The 16817-nt window shown below is 52.2% G+C and carries 17 protein-coding genes; 7 read left to right on the plus strand and 10 right to left on the minus strand.

The annotated features are described in order from the left end of the window. Positions 1 to 20: 20 nt before the first annotated feature. The 5 genes from SPICO_RS05690 to SPICO_RS05710 all read right to left on the minus strand — a co-directional run bounded on the left by SPICO_RS05690 (position 21) and on the right by SPICO_RS05710 (position 5592). Positions 21 to 758, minus strand: a complete 738-nt coding sequence (locus tag SPICO_RS05690; protein WP_013739724.1) for a purine-nucleoside phosphorylase — start codon at positions 756 to 758, stop codon at positions 21 to 23. Then, positions 758 to 1666, minus strand: a complete 909-nt coding sequence (locus SPICO_RS05695) for an ABC transporter permease (RefSeq protein WP_013739725.1) — start codon at positions 1664 to 1666, stop codon at positions 758 to 760. Before SPICO_RS05695 ends, SPICO_RS05690 begins: the two co-directional genes overlap by 1 nt. Next, entirely contained in the window at positions 1663 to 2787 is a 1125-nt protein-coding gene (locus tag SPICO_RS05700) for an ABC transporter permease (RefSeq protein ID WP_013739726.1), read from the minus strand. Before SPICO_RS05700 ends, SPICO_RS05695 begins: the two co-directional genes overlap by 4 nt. After that, on the minus strand, positions 2784 to 4325 hold the full coding sequence (locus SPICO_RS05705; RefSeq protein ID WP_013739727.1) for an ABC transporter ATP-binding protein: 1542 nt from the start codon (positions 4323 to 4325) through the stop codon (positions 2784 to 2786). Before SPICO_RS05705 ends, SPICO_RS05700 begins: the two co-directional genes overlap by 4 nt. A gap of 163 nt (positions 4326 to 4488) precedes the next feature. Next, entirely contained in the window at positions 4489 to 5592 is a 1104-nt protein-coding gene (locus SPICO_RS05710) for a BMP family lipoprotein (protein ID WP_013739728.1), read from the minus strand. 79 nt (positions 5593 to 5671) lie between these two features. On the opposite strand from SPICO_RS05710, the gene SPICO_RS05715 reads away from it, so the two are divergent. From SPICO_RS05715 to SPICO_RS09795, 3 genes are read left to right on the plus strand one after another with little or no spacing between them, the layout of a single operon-like run. Beyond that, complete coding sequence (locus SPICO_RS05715; protein ID WP_148229014.1) at positions 5672 to 6571, plus strand: energy-coupling factor ABC transporter ATP-binding protein; 900 nt, start codon at positions 5672 to 5674, stop codon at positions 6569 to 6571. After that, complete coding sequence (locus SPICO_RS05720; protein ID WP_013739730.1) at positions 6556 to 7284, plus strand: energy-coupling factor transporter transmembrane component T family protein; 729 nt, start codon at positions 6556 to 6558, stop codon at positions 7282 to 7284. Before SPICO_RS05715 ends, SPICO_RS05720 begins: the two co-directional genes overlap by 16 nt. A 47-nt stretch (positions 7285 to 7331) precedes the next feature. Further along, complete coding sequence (locus SPICO_RS09795; RefSeq protein ID WP_013739731.1) at positions 7332 to 7958, plus strand: 5-formyltetrahydrofolate cyclo-ligase; 627 nt, start codon at positions 7332 to 7334, stop codon at positions 7956 to 7958. Here SPICO_RS09795 and SPICO_RS10115 read toward each other — a convergent pair. The 5 genes from SPICO_RS10115 to SPICO_RS09800 all read right to left on the minus strand — a co-directional run bounded on the left by SPICO_RS10115 (position 7912) and on the right by SPICO_RS09800 (position 12805). Continuing rightward, on the minus strand, positions 7912 to 8466 hold the full coding sequence (locus SPICO_RS10115) for a PTS sugar transporter subunit IIA (protein WP_013739732.1): 555 nt from the start codon (positions 8464 to 8466) through the stop codon (positions 7912 to 7914). The genes SPICO_RS09795 and SPICO_RS10115 overlap by 47 nt on opposite strands. A 50-nt stretch (positions 8467 to 8516) precedes the next feature. Further along, the gene (gltA, locus tag SPICO_RS05735) at positions 8517 to 10004 is read right to left on the minus strand and encodes an NADPH-dependent glutamate synthase (protein ID WP_013739733.1); all 1488 of its coding nucleotides are present in this window, start codon (positions 10002 to 10004) and stop codon (positions 8517 to 8519) included. 21 nt (positions 10005 to 10025) lie between these two features. Next, the gene (locus SPICO_RS05740) at positions 10026 to 10859 is read right to left on the minus strand and encodes a sulfide/dihydroorotate dehydrogenase-like FAD/NAD-binding protein (protein ID WP_013739734.1); all 834 of its coding nucleotides are present in this window, start codon (positions 10857 to 10859) and stop codon (positions 10026 to 10028) included. 368 nt (positions 10860 to 11227) lie between these two features. After that, on the minus strand, positions 11228 to 11674 hold the full coding sequence (locus SPICO_RS05750) for an Hsp20/alpha crystallin family protein (RefSeq protein ID WP_013739735.1): 447 nt from the start codon (positions 11672 to 11674) through the stop codon (positions 11228 to 11230). Between the two features lie 327 nt (positions 11675 to 12001). Beyond that, on the minus strand, positions 12002 to 12805 hold the full coding sequence (locus tag SPICO_RS09800; RefSeq protein WP_013739736.1) for a helix-turn-helix transcriptional regulator: 804 nt from the start codon (positions 12803 to 12805) through the stop codon (positions 12002 to 12004). A 204-nt stretch (positions 12806 to 13009) separates the two neighbouring features. On the opposite strand from SPICO_RS09800, the gene SPICO_RS05760 reads away from it, so the two are divergent. The 4 genes from SPICO_RS05760 to SPICO_RS05775 are packed head-to-tail and all read left to right on the plus strand — an operon-like array spanning position 13010 to position 16694. Beyond that, positions 13010 to 13978, plus strand: a complete 969-nt coding sequence (locus SPICO_RS05760; RefSeq protein ID WP_013739737.1) for an ABC transporter permease — start codon at positions 13010 to 13012, stop codon at positions 13976 to 13978. After that, positions 13965 to 14927: an iron chelate uptake ABC transporter family permease subunit gene (locus SPICO_RS05765; protein WP_013739738.1), complete on the plus strand. Its 963-nt coding sequence runs from the start codon at positions 13965 to 13967 to the stop codon at positions 14925 to 14927. Before SPICO_RS05760 ends, SPICO_RS05765 begins: the two co-directional genes overlap by 14 nt. Then, entirely contained in the window at positions 14924 to 15682 is a 759-nt protein-coding gene (locus SPICO_RS05770; RefSeq protein ID WP_013739739.1) for an iron ABC transporter ATP-binding protein, read from the plus strand. The genes SPICO_RS05765 and SPICO_RS05770 overlap by 4 nt, the downstream gene beginning before the upstream one ends. A 55-nt stretch (positions 15683 to 15737) precedes the next feature. Beyond that, positions 15738 to 16694, plus strand: coding sequence for a siderophore ABC transporter substrate-binding protein (locus SPICO_RS05775; protein WP_041395722.1), 957 nt, complete (start codon positions 15738 to 15740; stop codon positions 16692 to 16694). Positions 16695 to 16817: the final 123 nt, after the last annotated feature.

Raw genomic sequence — 16817 nt, forward strand, 5'->3', positions numbered from 1 at the left:
GGCGCAGTCATTCTCTGTTTTCAGGCATCCACCATAGTGCCTGCGGAATCGGACACACAGTCAAGAGCTGTCCGTATCATAGGCTCCAGTCCGATCATTCTCTCCCCGTCAGACAGGCTTGCGCCAGTGACGCAGGAATCCGTCATGGTCAGGATGGAGAGAGCTTTCCTGCCTGTCCATGCCGCCGTACTGTACAGGGCATAGGTCTCCATGTCCTGGACAAGAGCCCCCATGCGTGCCCATGTCTTCCAACTGTCTTCACCCAGAGCATTATATGAAGAAAAAAGGTCACTGGAAAACACCATGCCAGCATGGAAAGGAAAACCATGCTTCCGTGCTATCCCTACCGCCCTTTCCAGCAAAGAATATGTGACGGAAGGAGAATAGTTCCCTTCAAGTCTGTATTGCCGTGCCCATGCGGAATCAGTGCTGGCCGTGAGAGCGAACACGATATCCCCCGGCTCCACGTTTTTTTGAAGCCCTCCGGATGTTCCAATCCGTATGATGGCCTCCACCCCGTATTCAGTGTACAGCTCGTAAGCATAGATACCGGCGGAAGGTCCGCCCATGCCCCCGGACATGACAGATACCGGAACGCCCTTCCACGTCCCCGTGTAACCAGTCATGCCACGGATCCCAGTAACCTGCCGGGCATTCTCCATGAAGTTCCGGGCGACATGGAGCGAACGTGCAGGATCACCGGGGAAAAGGACATAGGGAGCAAAATCTCCCTTGAACGCACTGTTGTGAGGCGTCATCAGCTTGCACCCTTCTCATACGGCTGACCGGAAGCCAGAGGCGCGTAGTTCTTGCCACTGAAGACGACCAGAGCTATCAGGGTAATCAGGTACGGCATGATGTTGAAGACTTCGGACGGCAACGCCTTGAGAGCCGGAATGCCGCCAGTAAACAGGTATAACGCCTGGGCAACGCCGAACAGCAAGGCGGCAGCCGCGACGCCTGCTGGCCGCCATCGACCGAAGGACACTGCGGCAAGAGCTATGAAGCCCCGTCCATTGATGGTGTTCGATGTGTACTGGATGGTCTGCGTCAGGACAATGCAGCCTCCTGCAAGTCCCGCCAGGAAACCACTGGTCAGAACACCGAAATATCTGATGCCCTTGACGTTGATGCCTACACTGTCTGCCGCGCTGGGATGCTCTCCACACGCCCGCAGGTGCATGCCAAATGGTAGCCTATAGAGGACAAACCATGATAAAATAACAACCCCAATGGCAATATAGACAGTCGGATAGATGCCAAGGGCATCTGTCTGCATTCCCATGCGAAAGCCCCGCGTCCGGTCTGCCGAGAACAGCACCTGGGCAGCGAAGATTGTCACGCCGTCCGCCAGAAGGTTGATTCCCGTGCCACTGATAGTCTGGTTTGCTTTCAGGTTGATGGAGGCAAAAGCGTGGATGACAGAGAAAAGCATACCGACGAGCGAGCCAATCAGAAGCGCCAGCCATATGGAGGGAGCCCCCATTCCAGCCGTTTCCATCAGGACATGGGCAGAAGCCGTGGCGCAAGCCCCCAGTCCCATCAAACCTTCAAGGGCAATGTTCACCACGCCGGATCTCTCACAAATCATCCCTCCGATCGCAACGATCAAAATGGGAGAAACAATCATTAGTATGGAAGGAATTGCATTGAAAAACAGGTTCATTTCGCCAGTACCTCCTTCTGTAGACGTTTCTTGTCATTCCACTGGCGGTACAGATCCAGCGCGGAACGCAGGGAGATGAAGACGACAATCAATCCCTGTATGATGAATGTGATTTCTTTGGGAATCTGTTTGCCTTGCATCAAAGCCTGGGCATTCTTCAACATACCGAACAGAAAACCAGCGAGCATGGTTCCGATTGCCGTGTTGTTTCCCACAAGAGCTACAGCTATGCCGTTGAAACCGTAGTTGTCCATCCCCGATATGACCCTGCCGTATTTGAAAGAGCCCAGGGCGACAATGCCACCGGCAAGACCAGCAAAAGCACCGGCAAAAGCCATTGAAAGGGCAATGCTTTTCACCACCGGAATACCGCTGTTCCTGGCCGCTTCCTTGTTGAAGCCAGTAGCGCGCAGACCGAAGCCCAGGCTTGTCTTCTCCATGATGAACCAGTACAGCACCACGGCAATGATCATCAGGAAAAAACCAGAATTCAGCAGGGAGTTGTTGGTCAATCGCTGGAGGAAGGAATTGTCAATTACCGCAGTCGTGGGAAAGTTGGCCGTGCGGAAAGTCGTAGCCCCAGGAAGCTGGAGACAGATGATGCGTGACAGATAGAGGGCAATGTAATTCAACATGATGGTAGAAACCACCTCCGATACCTCATACCGTGCCTTGAGCAGCCCAACTACGCCTCCCCAGAGCGCACCAATCAACGTAGCGCACACTATGGCAAGGGCGGCATGCAAGAAAGGAACCTGCGGCCCAAGAAGCGCAATGACCTGAGCTACGGTCATCCCCATGATGTACTGTCCTTCTCCTCCTATGTTGAAAAGACCGGTACGGGCGGCGAATGCCAAGGAGAACCCGCATAGGATGAAGGGAACGGAATAGTTCAGAGTCTCGCCTATGTACCTGACGTTCATCCTGCCGTTGTCAACATTGTAACCGGTCAATGCCTGGAGAATTGCCTTGTACAGGTTGAGGGGATTCCGTCCGACCAGAGCCACAAGGATTGTCCCGACCAGAAAACCAAGGAGCACGACCATGAGGGAGGTGAAGCCTTGGGAATCCATCAGGCGTCTGGATACGGACAGGGTTTTTCCGGAAAGTCTGTTCTTCATACTGTATGTACTCCTCCCTCGTTCTTCCTTGTCCCGGCCATCATCAGGCCGATATCGTGTTCAGTGACTTCTCCCTGCGCGAATATTCCCACGATGCTTCCCTTGCTGATTGTGGCAATTGTATCGCATAGGTTCATGATTTCATCAAGCTCGAATGAGATGAGCAGGATGGCTTTGCCTTTGTCACGTTCCGCTATGAGGCGTCCACGGATATACTCGATGGCTCCTACGTCAAGGCCGCGTGTAGGCTGGGCGACCAAAAGAACCTGGGGCGACAGTTCAATCTCACGGGCGACAATGACTTTCTGCTGGTTTCCTCCCGACAGACTTCCCGCCGGTGTGGCGGTTCCTTGCCCTGCCCGGATATCAAATTCCTTGATGAGGCGGACGCCACGCTCATCCATCGCCGGATGGTTGAGAATGCCATAGGATGCACTGAAGGGTCCCTTGAAGTAATCCTTCAGAGTGATGTTCTCTCCAATGCTGAAGGGCCCGACAAGCCCGTGTTTCTGCCTGTCTTCAGGAATATGCCCCAGTCCGCGCTCTATCCTCTCGCGTATGGTCATGTCGGAGATATCCTTGCCGTCCAAGAGAATCTGCCCGGAAGCAATGGGGGACAATCCGGTGAGACCATACATCAGCTCGGACTGACCGTTGCCATCAACACCGGCAATGCCGACGATTTCTCCAGCATGTACATCAATGGATAAGTCATTCACCTTGACCGTATCCAGTGCGTCCTTCACCGTGAGATTCCTGATGGAAAGGACGACATTGCCTGCGTGCAAGGGTTTCTTCTTTATGGAAAATTCAACAGAGCGTCCGACCATCATCTCGGCCAGCTGTCTTTCGCTGACATCAGCAACGGTCACTGTATTTATTGACTTTCCCCGCCGCAGGACGGTGCAACGGTCAGCGACGGCTTTAATTTCTTTCAACTTATGGGTGATGAGGATGATAGTCTTCCCTTCTTTCTTCAAGAGACGGATTATGTCCATCAGCTCGTCTATTTCCTGGGGAGTCAGCACTGCGGTCGGCTCATCGAAGATGATGATGTCCGCATTGCGGTACAGTGTCTTCAATATCTCGACCCGCTGCTGCTGTCCCACGGTGATATCCTCGACCAAAGCATCCGCATCAACGTGCAGTCCGTATTGCTCTGAGATTTGCTCTACGCGCTTGCGTGCGCTGCCAAGATCCAGAAGCCCGAACCGTGAGCGCGGCTCCATGCCCAGGACAATGTTTTCCGTAACCGTGTAATTGTGAACCAGCTTGAAGTGTTGGTGAACCATGCCGATGCCCAGTTCCGTAGCGACATTCGGACTGAAAATCTTCACATCATCGCCGCGCAGACGGATTGTGCCCGCATCGGGACTGTATGAACCGAAAAGGACGGACATCAATGTTGATTTCCCCGCCCCGTTCTCGCCCAGAAGGGCATGCACCTCATTCTCTTTCACCTGTAGGGTGATATTGTCATTCGCAATGATGCCTGGGAACGTCTTGGTGATGTCCAGCATCTCTATGGCATATCCCATCCGGGTCCCTCCTTATGATGCAATGCCATGCCTCCCCGGCATGGAACCGCATGATTCATGTTCCAAGGAAACCGGCACGTGGTGAAGCGTGCCGGCATGATCTTTTTCCTGCGCGTCGGGTTTTCAGGTCACCGCCACGGAAGGAATGGACAATGGGATTCTATCAGTCGTCACGAGCAGACAGTCCGGCGGGGGCAGCGTTGTTCGCCAATGCTTCCTTGTACGTGCCATAAATGGTAATCTTGCCATTGATGATGTCCGCCTTGGCCGCCTCGACCTGCGCAATGACATTCTTGCTCAGCTCAGGATTGGCAGCGGAATACCCTACGCCGTCATCGGCAAGGGACATGGCAACCACTGTGCCGGTGAATGTTCCGTTCTCAACCGCATGGAGCGCATAGAGGCTTGAACTCTCCACCTTCTTGATCATCGAAGTCAGGACACTGCTCTTGGTGCCATCATAGAGGCCGTCGGCGTACTGGTCGGAGTCAACTCCGATTGCCCATACGTTCCTGCCCTGCGCCCTGTATTCCTTGGCCTGGGCAATGGTTCCGTTGCCGCTTCCGCCAGCAGCACTGTAGACAGCGTAGACACCAGTATCATACCAGCTCTTTGCCTGTGCTTTTGCCAGTTCGGGCTTGCCCCAGTCATTGGTGTAATAGTCAACGATGGGAGCATTGGGGAATACTGAACGGATTCCCTGGATGTAGCCCATCTCGAACTTGGTAATCGTTGCACCGGGAACTCCGCCGATGAAGCCGAAGCGCGGATTGGCTATGCCGTCTTCCTTAGCCTGGAGAGCGGCGACCATGCCGACCAGGTACGAACCCTGCTCTTCACGGTAGACGAAGTTCATCACGTTGGGCTGGGTGACGTAATCGACATCGACAATCATGAAATTCTGGTCAGGATACAGAGGAGCGACTTCATTGAGAGAGTCCGCCCATGTGAAGCCAGTGACAGCAATCAGATCATAACCTTCGTCAGCAGCCTGCTTGAGGTTGGGGATATACATATCCTGCGTCTGGGCAGTCACGACATCGTAGAACGCACCTCTGCGGGATGTATTGCCCCCGGTATCTCCGTAGAACTCGACGATGCCTCTCCACGCAGCCGCGTTGAAAGACTTGTCGTCAATTCCTGTAGCATCGGTCAGCAGACGGATTGTAGGTTTTCCGCCAGGTACAACCGGTGTTTCCTTGGCTCCCCCGGCAAATACGGAAAAGCCGACGGTGAGGATAAGTAACAAAGCCAGGATTCTTTTCATAAGATATTCTCCTTAATCGTAGTGAAATGAAAATGATGCCTGTAAAGTGTACCAAAACTTCCGCGGGAATGATAGCTTTTTGTTCGTCGGAAACATTCTGCGCGCTCATCCCGTGGTACTTCATCCTGTGCGCCCGGTTTCCCGCCTTGTCCAACGTACCGCCATTTGGTACAGTCATGATGCTCTCAATGACAAGAATAGGAATAGGATACAGATGCGGAATGATGCCCTTCTGACAGTACATGGACTCTCATATGATGTTTCCGGCGTGAAGATACTCCATGACGTTTCTTTTTCCCTTCCCCGTCATTCCCTGACAGTGATGACTGGACGGAACGGTTCCGGCAAGAGTATGCTGCTCAGGGCAATAAAAGGCTTGGCGCAACCGCGGAAAGGAACAATCATCCTGGACGGAGAAAACCTTTCATCCATGCCGTCCCGCCGCAACAGGAACATCGGCCTGGTATTCCAGGACGCGGACACCCAGATCGTCGGCCAGACAGTGAAACGTGACATATTGTTCGGGCTGGAGAATCTCAGGCTCGACTACGCAGAGAAAGAAGCTCGCTTTACTGATGTCGCAGCCCTCATGGGGCTGGAAGAAAAGCTCGGCCAGAGGCCGCGCACATTGTCTGGAGGAGAAAAGAGACGGCTGGCCATTGCGGGTATCCTTGCCATGAAACCACTCCTGCTCATGTTGGACGAACCCTTCGCCAACCTCGATTATCCAGGCATCATCCATGTCCTGAAAGCCCTCATCGCCCTGCGGGAGGCCGGACATACCCTGCTTGTAGTGACCCACGATTGTGACAAGATACTGTACCATGCCGACCGGGTCCTGTTGCTTGAGAAAGGCAGGATAATCATGGATAATTCCCCCTCCGAAGCACTTGAAAGTCTCATGGCTCATGATGTCCACATTCCTACCTATGGCGGTCATCCCGTGCCTTTGGAGGAACTGACATGCCTGAAAGTCTGATATTCCATTATCGGCAGGTTCCCTCCTTCATTGGACGGCTTCATCCTCTGGCAAAGCTGGGACTGCTGATGTGCCTTTCCGTAATCCTTTCCGGCGCATCCCCCGGCATGACGGCATTCATTGGTTTCCTGCTTGTCATCACGGCATTTTCCATACGGCTGCCCATCTTGAGGGTTGCCAGGGAATGTCTTTTCTTTCTTGTCCTGGCCTGTGCCATGGGTCTGAGCCACTGGTTCTCCAGTCACGATCTTATCCTTTCGGTCACTGTCGCAGCACGTTTTCTCCTCATTGTCATGGGAGGAATCATCATGGCGGATACTACGGCACCTGATGATATGGCGCGGGCGGTCGGCACCGCGCTCTCCTGGATACCAGGGCTCAAAAGCTGGAGACTTGCCTCGACCATGGAGCTGACAATCAGCATCATCCCCCTGATTTTTGATGTCGCCATCCAGAGCCGGGAAGCGCGCACGGCACGGGGAGAAAGAGGGTGGCGGCATCCCGTGCGCAGGATATCAGGATACGTGATGACGCTCTTTGTTCTTCTTCTTGACAAGATGGAGGATATGTCCGTTGCCCTGGAGGGACGTTCATTTGAACCTGACACTCCCCGTCCGGGAATAAAATGGCATTTTCAGGATACCTTGTTCTTTTTTTGTAGCCTGGTCGTCCTTGCAGGTGCTATTCTTTACGAAAGAAACATATGTACATGATGTACGCACATAATGTATTCACATGATGCACGCTGGAGGATGCCGATATGGACGGGAAACCGGATGGAGAATCTGGCCGAGATACGTTGCAGGAAAAGAAAAAACTCAGGTCGCAAATTAAGGAACTGCTCCGGCAGAACCCTGGGACAGAGCAGGACAACAGGAGCCTGATATCCCATCTGCTGACCAGCTCATACTGGGGAAAAGCTGAACAAGTCTTCCTTTTCCTGCCGCATATCGGAGAGCCTGATATCTCCGGCCTCATTGCCATCGCCATGGCGGAAGGCAAGACAGTAGCGGCTCCGCACTGTCATGAGGAAACCATGTTCTTTCATGAAGTCTTTTCCGACTGGATTGATACGACGATTCCATCATCCTTTGGAATCCAGGAGCCGGACACGGCTTCTGCGCCCTTGGTCACCATCAGCCCGACAACGTTGCTCCTTGTTCCGGGACGAGCCTTCTCCTGGGACGGCAAACGGTTGGGACGGGGAAAAAGCTATTACGACACATTCATCGCCTCCATTCCTGACGGTCAGAAACCGATGGTGATGGGCGTATGCTGGTCATGGCAAGTCTTCGAGGATATTCCGACATGGGAGCTTGACCAGCCTATGCAGGCCCTTCTCACCGAGAAGGGAATCCACAAGGTGAATCAGACCCCTCCGGCATGAGTTCATCAAGCAAAGCCAGGAAACGGACACAGGAAGCGGGCATTGTGACGTCGGCGTCTTTGGGGAACATTGTTTCCCATGCAGAGACATATTCTACCAAGTCTGTCCGTACCGAGACATCACGGACAGCGCGTAGTATCCGGGAAAGAATCCGCAGATAGTCCATCTGGAGCGTGGGCGAGCTGGCTATCACGAACAAAAGATGCACCGGATTCCCGTCAACGGCTCCATAATCCACACCTTCGACGGAAACTCCCAGACCGACACGTATGTCTTTCAGGAAACGAACCTTGCCATGGGCTATCGCAACGCCATGCCCTATGCCGGTCGTCCCCATTTTCTCCCTACGCCTTACTATCCGTTTGAATTCATCCAAATCGGGAAAATCAGCGAATGCGGGGCTATGTTCGATGACCTCGTCCATGGCTTCATATTTGCCATGAGAAAAAATCCTGCACGGCAGGGACGGGCATGTGAAGTTCGTATCCACGGTAAAAATATAGCCCATGGTCGCTTGCTCATGCAAGCGACCATGGGTCTCAATCAGTAAAAGGACTGTTACAGAGCAGCAAGATAGTCGTTGATCGCCTTCGCTGCCTTGCGTCCCTGCCCCATGGCCAGAATGACCGTCGCGGCGCCGAGGACGATATCTCCTCCGGCGAAGACACCCTTCATGCTGGTCTGGCAGGTTTCTTCGTCAACGATGAAGTTGCCCCACTTGTTTACCTCAATCTCAGGAGTAGTCTGCTTAATCAGAGGATTGGACGAGTTTCCGATTGAAACGACAACGGAATCGAAGTCATATATCTTCTCGCTTCCCTGAATTTCCACGGGACGGCGGCGACCGGAAGCATCCGGTTCCCCCAGCTCGCAGGTAATCAGCTTGACGCCAGCTACCTTGCCCTTCTCATCTCCTACAATCTCGACAGGAGCATGGAGCATCAGGAACTTAATCCCTTCCTCCTTGGCATGGTGAACTTCTTCCTTACGGGCTGGCATTTCTTCTTCTGTGCGGCGATATACTATGTAGACCTCATCCGCACCCAGACGTTTGGCTGTACGGGCGGCATCCATGGCGACGTTTCCACCACCGAAGACCGCGACCTTCTTGGAATGAAACAGTGGAGTCTGAGCATTCTCATGGTCATATGCCTTCATCAGGTTACTGCGTGTCAGGTATTCGTTGGCGCTGAAGACACCGACCAGGTTCTCTCCGGGTATTCCCATGAACCGGGGCAATCCTGCTCCGCTGCCGACGAACACGGCGTCAAAGCCATCGACATCCATCAGGTCGTGTATCTTGCGCGTCCGTCCGACCAGGAAGTCAAGCTCGATGTCCACCCCCATGGCAGTCAGGTTGTCCAGTTCCTTCTGGACAATCGCCTTGGGAAGACGAAATTCAGGAATACCGTACACCAGTACTCCTCCTGCCTTGTGAAGGGCTTCAAACATGACGACCTCATGGCCTGCCCTGCGTACATCGGCCGCCGCGGTGACTCCGGCAGGACCGCTGCCGACAATCGCGACTTTCTTTCCGGTCGCCGGAGCAATTTCCATGGCCGGCTCGGCATTGTTCTCCCGTGCCCAATCAGCACAGAATCTCTCAATCCGTCCAATGGCGACTGCCTGGTCAATGTCTTTCTTGGCTTTTCCGACTGTGCAGGTCAACTGGCACTGGACTTCCTGCGGGCATACGCGACCGCAGATGGAAGGCAGAAGGCTGCTGTCCTTCAAGATGGAAATGGCCGAGGCAAAGTCGCCGGCAGCGGCTTTTGCAATGAAACCCGGTATGTCTATGCTCACCGGGCATCCTTGGACACAAGGACGGTTCTTGCACTGAAGACAGCGCAAGGCTTCAACCCTGACCTGGTTTTCCGTATAACCGATGGCGACTTCTTCCATGTTGCAGACGCGGACCGCAGGGTCCTGGGCGGGCATTTCCTGCGCGGGAATACCCATCCTTTCTTTCATGGTGATGGTATCATAAGAAAACTTACCCAGGATTTCCTTTGCCTGGACATCTAACTGTTCACGTGTCTGGTGCATCATATCCTCCCTTTTTCCAGCCTACTTGTTCAAACCCACGCGGCAGCGGTGATCGGCTTCCTGCTCCTGGGCGCGATATGTGCCGAGACGAAGCATCATGTTGTCCCAGTCAACCAGATGTCCGTCGAAATCAGGTCCGTCAACACAGACAAACTTCGTCTCGTCTCCAACATTGACGCGGCATCCGCCGCACATCCCTGTTCCATCAATCATGATTGTATTGAGAGATACAAGAGTATGTACGTTGAACGGCCTGGTGGTCGCGGCGCAGAATTTCATCATTATGGGAGGTCCCATGGCTATTGCCAAATCGGGCTTCCATGTTTCACATGCCTCCTTGAGAGGCTCGGTGACCAAGGCTTTCTTGCCATAGGAACCGTCATCGGTGACGATGGTAAGGTCGGGATCAATGACGCGAAGCTCTTTTTCCATGACAATCAGCTCTTTGCTACGGGCGCCAATAACAATCTTCACTTCATTGCCGATGGCTTTGAGAGCCTGTACGACGGGATGCAGCGGAGCAACGCCGATTCCACCACCGACTCCTATGACTTTTCCATATTTCTTTATGGGCGTGGGATGTCCCAGAGGTCCCAGAACGTTGGCAACATATTCACCGACATTGAGGTTGACAAGGCGAAGCGTCGTCACTCCCACTGCCTGGATGATAAGGGAAATGGTCCCTTTTTCGGCATCGGCATCAGCGATGGTCAGGGGAATACGTTCGCCGAAATCCCCTCCCAGCTGGACGATGATGAACTGTCCCGGCTTCCTCTCTCGCGCTATGAGAGGAGCCTCAAGCACCATGCTGAACACATTTTGTGACAACTGCTTCTTGTACAGAATCTTATTCATGACAACTCCCTGTTTTTCAAATCGGCATGTCCGGAGAAGATTGCGCAACATTGACCGACAGATGGAAAACGTTGCATGCCCGCATCCCTGACAAACAGCTTAACTATAACCATATTGAGAATAAAATCAATATTTTTCAAGGGAATAGGGGTATTATGGAGACAATTCATCAGGAAAGCGTCGCAAAAAAACAAGATGCTCATGACTCTGTTTTTTTATGGGAAATAATGTGAATGAAAGAATATTATTGCACATTCAAACCATATGATAACGCCACATCCCCCATGGCATACCCATGACATAAAAAAAGAGTACCGGCTCGCGCCGATACTCCCTGCCAGAAACTATTTTATGACCACGCCCGGACATCAAGCAATCTTGACATCAATTTTCCTGGGTTTTGCGACCTCGCTCTTGGGAATCGTCAAGACAAGTATCCCCTTTCGAAACTGTGCGCTGATATTCTCCTCGTCAACATTCTCAGGAAGGGTGAAACTGCGATCAAAGAAACGTTCCTGTCTTTCACGAATCAGATACTTGTTTTCTTCCTTCTGTTCGTCAGCCTTGCCTTCCACAACATGAGAGCTGATGCGGAGCACATGATTCTCGACATTGACGGAAATATTCTTCTCGTCCATTCCCGGCAGCTCGGCTTCCAGGACATACGCATCATCCTTTTCAGCAATGTCAACAGCTGGCAACGATGCGGAGAGGACGTCACTTCCCCATCCGTCGTTCCAGAACGAATCAAAGATGGAGTCAAAACCTCTCAGGACGTTCACTGGGTGATTGTTTCTTGTAACTAAGTATTTCATGATGTACCTCCTGCGATACTATTTCATTTTTGTTTTCAGTTTTTGTTTTCAATTCATTCCATCGGACTCATCGACCGACGCACATATACTTGCAAGAGGCGTGCCAATTTCCGATACATTCATTCAATCATGGATGTAAGTATTTATACTTTATATAATTATTTTAGTTTTATATTTTTTGGGAAGACAATCATCCGTGCGGAAATACATATAAATAAGGAAGAAAAAGAGCTGTTGGGTCAAAATGCCCTCCAGCTCTGTAAACCTCGTCTTTGATGTATCATTTTGATACAATGTCGTGCGGCAAAATGACCCAATTTGTTCCAATTACGCTATTCTGACGTTGTTTTTTGCCTGGGCTCCGGCATATTCACGTCTGAATACCAAAGGAGTGACTCCTGTGGTCTTCTTGAATACCCGGTTGAAATAGCTCTGGTCGTTGAACCCTACAGTCAGTGCAATATCAAGCAGGTGAAGATTCGTCTCCGCCAGAAGAATCTTGCTCCGGGTGATGCGCAAGGCATTGGCATAGTCGGAGAACGTAATCCCCGTTTCCTTGCGGAATATGCGGCAAAGATAAGACTTGCTCAGAGAAAGTTCCTCGGAAGCAGTTTCCAGCGTCGCATTGATGGTGAGATTCTGCTCAAGATAGGCAATTGCCCGCCGTACATGGTGGCCGTAGGAGGAAACATCTGTTTTTTCATCCGTTGAACCTAACAGATTTGCCCGTGCCAAATTCTGAAGGAGTCCGACCAAGTGCTCAATCACAGAAACCGGCGTTTCCTGGAAAGAACCGTCCATGGTACGTCCCGGCCAAAAGGCGAAAGCTCCCAGTTCCGGCATACGGGGATCAATCTTGCATACGATGAAGGAGACTTCACCGCACCGCATGTCCCGCGGTCCCTGAACATTTGCGCACGAACCTATATAATAAGAGCTGCGTTCCTTATTTTGATCCAGCTTCTCCATGACGCTGCTGATGGACTGTGTCCTGACCGGACAACGGACGGCATGTTCCGTTCCGTCAAGTCCGAACTGGCCGAGTATCCTGCCGACAGGATCGAATGCCTGGACTGAAAGCAAAGTGCAGGCATGAAATTCTTCAAGCGTCCTCTGCAAATAATCGGACATATATACCTCCATAGGTCTCCATGGCACGAAAAGTTCAATACTTTTCCATTTTGTCCAAGAGAGTGCAAGCCCCAAGCTCTGTCTCTTGATAATGTATCAGCTAGTTTCATAAAGTTAACAAATACTAACTTTATGGAAAAAGAGTATCGCTACCGGACAGTCATTGTCAAGAATCGCACTATCATTGTCCTGTAAGGAGAAAAAATGTCCCGACGCTTCCCCCGGAGTCTCTTAGTAGCACTGACCTTGTTGCTCTGTGGGATTTCTTTGATTATCGGGGCTCACGAATTTTCAATTTCAGGACTTTTTACCGGAACTGACTCTTCCCTCTTTCTGCTTGCTGTCAGCAGGTTCCCCCGTACCGCATCAGTCTTTGTATCCGGTGTCAGCCTTGCTGTCGCAGGCGCCTTGATGCAAATTGTCGCGTCAAACAAATTCATCGGACCCGGCACGGCCTCTACATCACAGTGGGCACAGCTAGGACTTCTCGCCGCCTTGCTGTCCATGCCTGATGCTGACCCCATGGTGAAGATGGTGATTGCTTTCATCTTCTCCTTCTTTGGGACAATGATCTTCCTTAAATTCATTGCCAGGCTTGCTCCCAAGGATCCTGTCATGGTTCCCCTAATCGGCATCATGCTGGGGAATGTCGTCGGAGCGGTGACCATGTTCATCGCCTATCGGGCAGATATCGTACAGAACCTGACGTCATGGATGCAGGGTGACTTCTCCATGGTAATCCGTGGTCGTTATGAGCTTCTCTACATCAGCCTTCCCTTCCTCATCCTTGCCACTGTCAAGGCCAACGACCTGACCATCGCGTCTATGGGAAAGGACATGGCTACCAACCTCGGCGTATCCTACGCAGCGACTGTAGGCATAGGACTCCTGATTTTATCAGTATCCGTAGCCTCGGTCATCGTTACGGTCGGTTCCATTCCCTTCATCGGCATCATCGTCCCTAATCTGGTGCGCATTGGTAAAGGCGACGACTTGAAGCGCAGCCTTCCGGACATCTGCATGGTCGGAGGCACCTTCCTTCTTGTCTGTGACATCATTGGTCGGTTGGTCATCTATCCGTTCGAAATTCCTGTCGGAGTCACAGCAAGCATAGCTGGCGCAGTGCTGTTCCTGGCCATGCTCATCAGGGAGAGAAAACATGGCAAAGCGTAACGCTACCTTGATTCACGCTATCCTGATTCCCAGCCTGCTAATGATTACTACACTCCTGGTCTTCCTTCTCTGGGGAATCAGTCCCGATGCCTGGGGTTTTATACTCCCCCGCAGGGCGGTCAAACTTGCCGCCATCTGCATTGTGGGAGCTTCTACCGCAGTAGCCACCCTTGTCTTCCAGACGGTGAACGGAAACAAGATACTTACTCCGTCCGTCATGGGTCTGGATAGTCTGTATCTGTTTCTTCAGACTTTCGTCGTATTCTTCTTCGGCAGTCATACCCTGGCCATGATGAGCGACAACGTGGATTTCCTTATTTCCGTCATCCTGATGGGCGGAGCGGGCATGCTCCTCTACGCCTTTTCGTTCAGAGGGGAAAACTCCACCTTGTTGCATACCGTCCTGACCGGCATAATTCTCGGCTTCTTGTTCAACGGGCTGGCGACTTTCATGCAGGTGTTAATCGATCCTAACGAATTTTTGGTCGTCCAAGCCCGTCTTGTCGCTTCTTTCAACCAAGTGAACACAGCACTTCTCGGCCTGTCGGCAATCATCCTTACCATCTGTCTCATTTACATCCTGAGGAAATCCGATGTCCTGGATGTCATGGCGTTGGGAAGGGATGTAGCGAAAAACCTGGGGGTCGAGTTTGAGAAGGAAGCTCGCGCATTCATGTTCCTCATCGCCATCATGGTGGCGGTCTCCACTGCCTTGGTAGGTCCTGTCGCTTTCTTCGGGTTGTTGGTAGTCAGTCTTGCCCGGCACATATCCGGCACATACAAACATGCGGTAAATGCTTCTCTGGCGTCCATCTTGGCTATCATTGCCCTGGTCGGGGGACAGTTCATGGTAGAACGGCTCTTTCTCTTTAGCGTTCCCATCAGTGTCATCATCAATTTTGCCGGAGGTCTCTATTTCCTCCGCCTGTTGCTCAAGGAGGGTCTATGATAACAACTAGGAACGTATCCAAGTCATATGGGGCGAGGTCGATCCTCGCCGATGTTGATATCACGGTCCTCCGTGGAGGTCTCACCGCGCTCGTCGGTCCCAACGGAGCTGGCAAGAGTACCCTGCTTTCCATCATTGGCAGGCTCATATCCGCGGGGGACGGGGTGATTTCCATTGACGGAAAGTCGTTGGCAGACTATTCGACACACGACCTTTCTACGACTCTTTCAACCTTACGGCAGTCCAATCATAGCAATGTCCGGCTCTCCGTGCAGCAACTGGTTGAATTTGGCCGCCATCCCTACTCCCGTTCCCGTCTGACATCCCATGACCAGGAAATCGTGAAGGCAGCCATTAGGCAGGCGGGAATGGAAAGTTTCGCCGACCGGTACATTGACCAGCTTTCCGGCGGAGAAAGACAGAGGGCGTACATAGCCATGATTCTGGCACAGGATACTCCGTATGTATTGCTCGACGAGCCACTGAACAACCTTGACATGAAACATGCGACCCAGATCATGCGGGTACTGCGGCGGATGGCGGACAAATCCGGAAAGACGGTTGTCGTGGTGCTTCACGACATCAACTTTGCCGCGTCATGGGCGGATCGCATCATTGCGCTCAAGGATGGAAAAGTCCTGTATTCAGGGAGCGTCGATGAAGTAATTTCACCCGGACCGCTGAAGGACATCTTTGACCTGGACATCACCGTCACACAGGTGAATGGTCGTAAGGTGTGTCTTTATTATTCATGAGAAAGTCGTTTCCGTAGGGAGACGGATATATGCTATCAGGAGGTTCATCATGACCATGAAGCACATAAGGAAGGCGGCTCTGCTCGCCATTTTACTTGTACTGGGCACTGCTCTGCTCTTTGCCCAAGGAACAAAGGAACAGTCTCCCGCTGCCACAGCGGTACAGTCTGTCACCATTGACAACGGGCAGGGAGCGCAGGTTACCGTGCCGGTGAATCCCGCGAGGGTCGTTGTCCTGGACTTTGGCGCACTTGATATCCTTGACTATGCGGGAATCCCCGTCGTTGGTATTGGTGTCGGAGGACAGCTGCCCTCCACCTTGTCGGCGTACAAGGACATTCCGGTCATTGGGAGTCTGCATGAGCCGGATTTTGAGAAGGTTTATGCCCTGAAGCCAGATTTGATCATTGTGGGAGGTCGCGCGGCAGGTGCCATCCCTGAGCTGAACAAGATTGCTCCGACCATTTTGAATGTGATGCCCCAGGCGAACTATGTGGTCACTTTGGCTGAAAACATCGACCGTTTGTCGACTATCTTCCCGGAGAAGTCCGCTGTGCTTCATGACGCGTTGGATGAAATCACTTCACGTGTCGCTGTTGTCAGGAAAGCTGTGCAGTCCAAGGGGTATGATGGTCTGGTGGTCATGGCCAATGATGGGAAGCTCAGTACTTTTGGCGCTGGTTCCCGTTTTGCCATAGCTTATGATGATTTCGGCTTCATTCCGTCCGACAGCAAGGTGGAAGCGTCTACCCACGGGCAGAGTTCTTCCTTTGAGTATGTCGCCCAAGTGAATCCTTCGTTCCTCTTTGTCATTGACCGCAGCGCGGCAATAGCCTCACCGGGAGCTGGTGGAGCGGCGGCTTTGTTGGATAATCCTCTGGTCACGGGTACAGCTGCTGCCCGAAACGGTCGCATCGTCTACCTTGATTCCGTCAACTGGTACTTGGTTTCCGGAGGCATCACCTCCACGCTTGCCATGGTCGCTGAGTTTGAGGAAGCGGCGGCTTTGTAGGAAAAAAAGGGTTTCTATTTTCGTCAAACACCGGGTTTCGCATCAGAAATCCGGTGTTTTTAGGTTCATTTCCCTTTTCTGATATGATGTGACCGTTTGTCACGTTTGCTTTTTTTCTTTCGT

The sequence above is a fragment of the Parasphaerochaeta coccoides DSM 17374 genome (assembly GCF_000208385.1).
Taxonomy (GTDB): Bacteria; Spirochaetota; Spirochaetia; order Sphaerochaetales; family Sphaerochaetaceae; genus Parasphaerochaeta; species Parasphaerochaeta coccoides.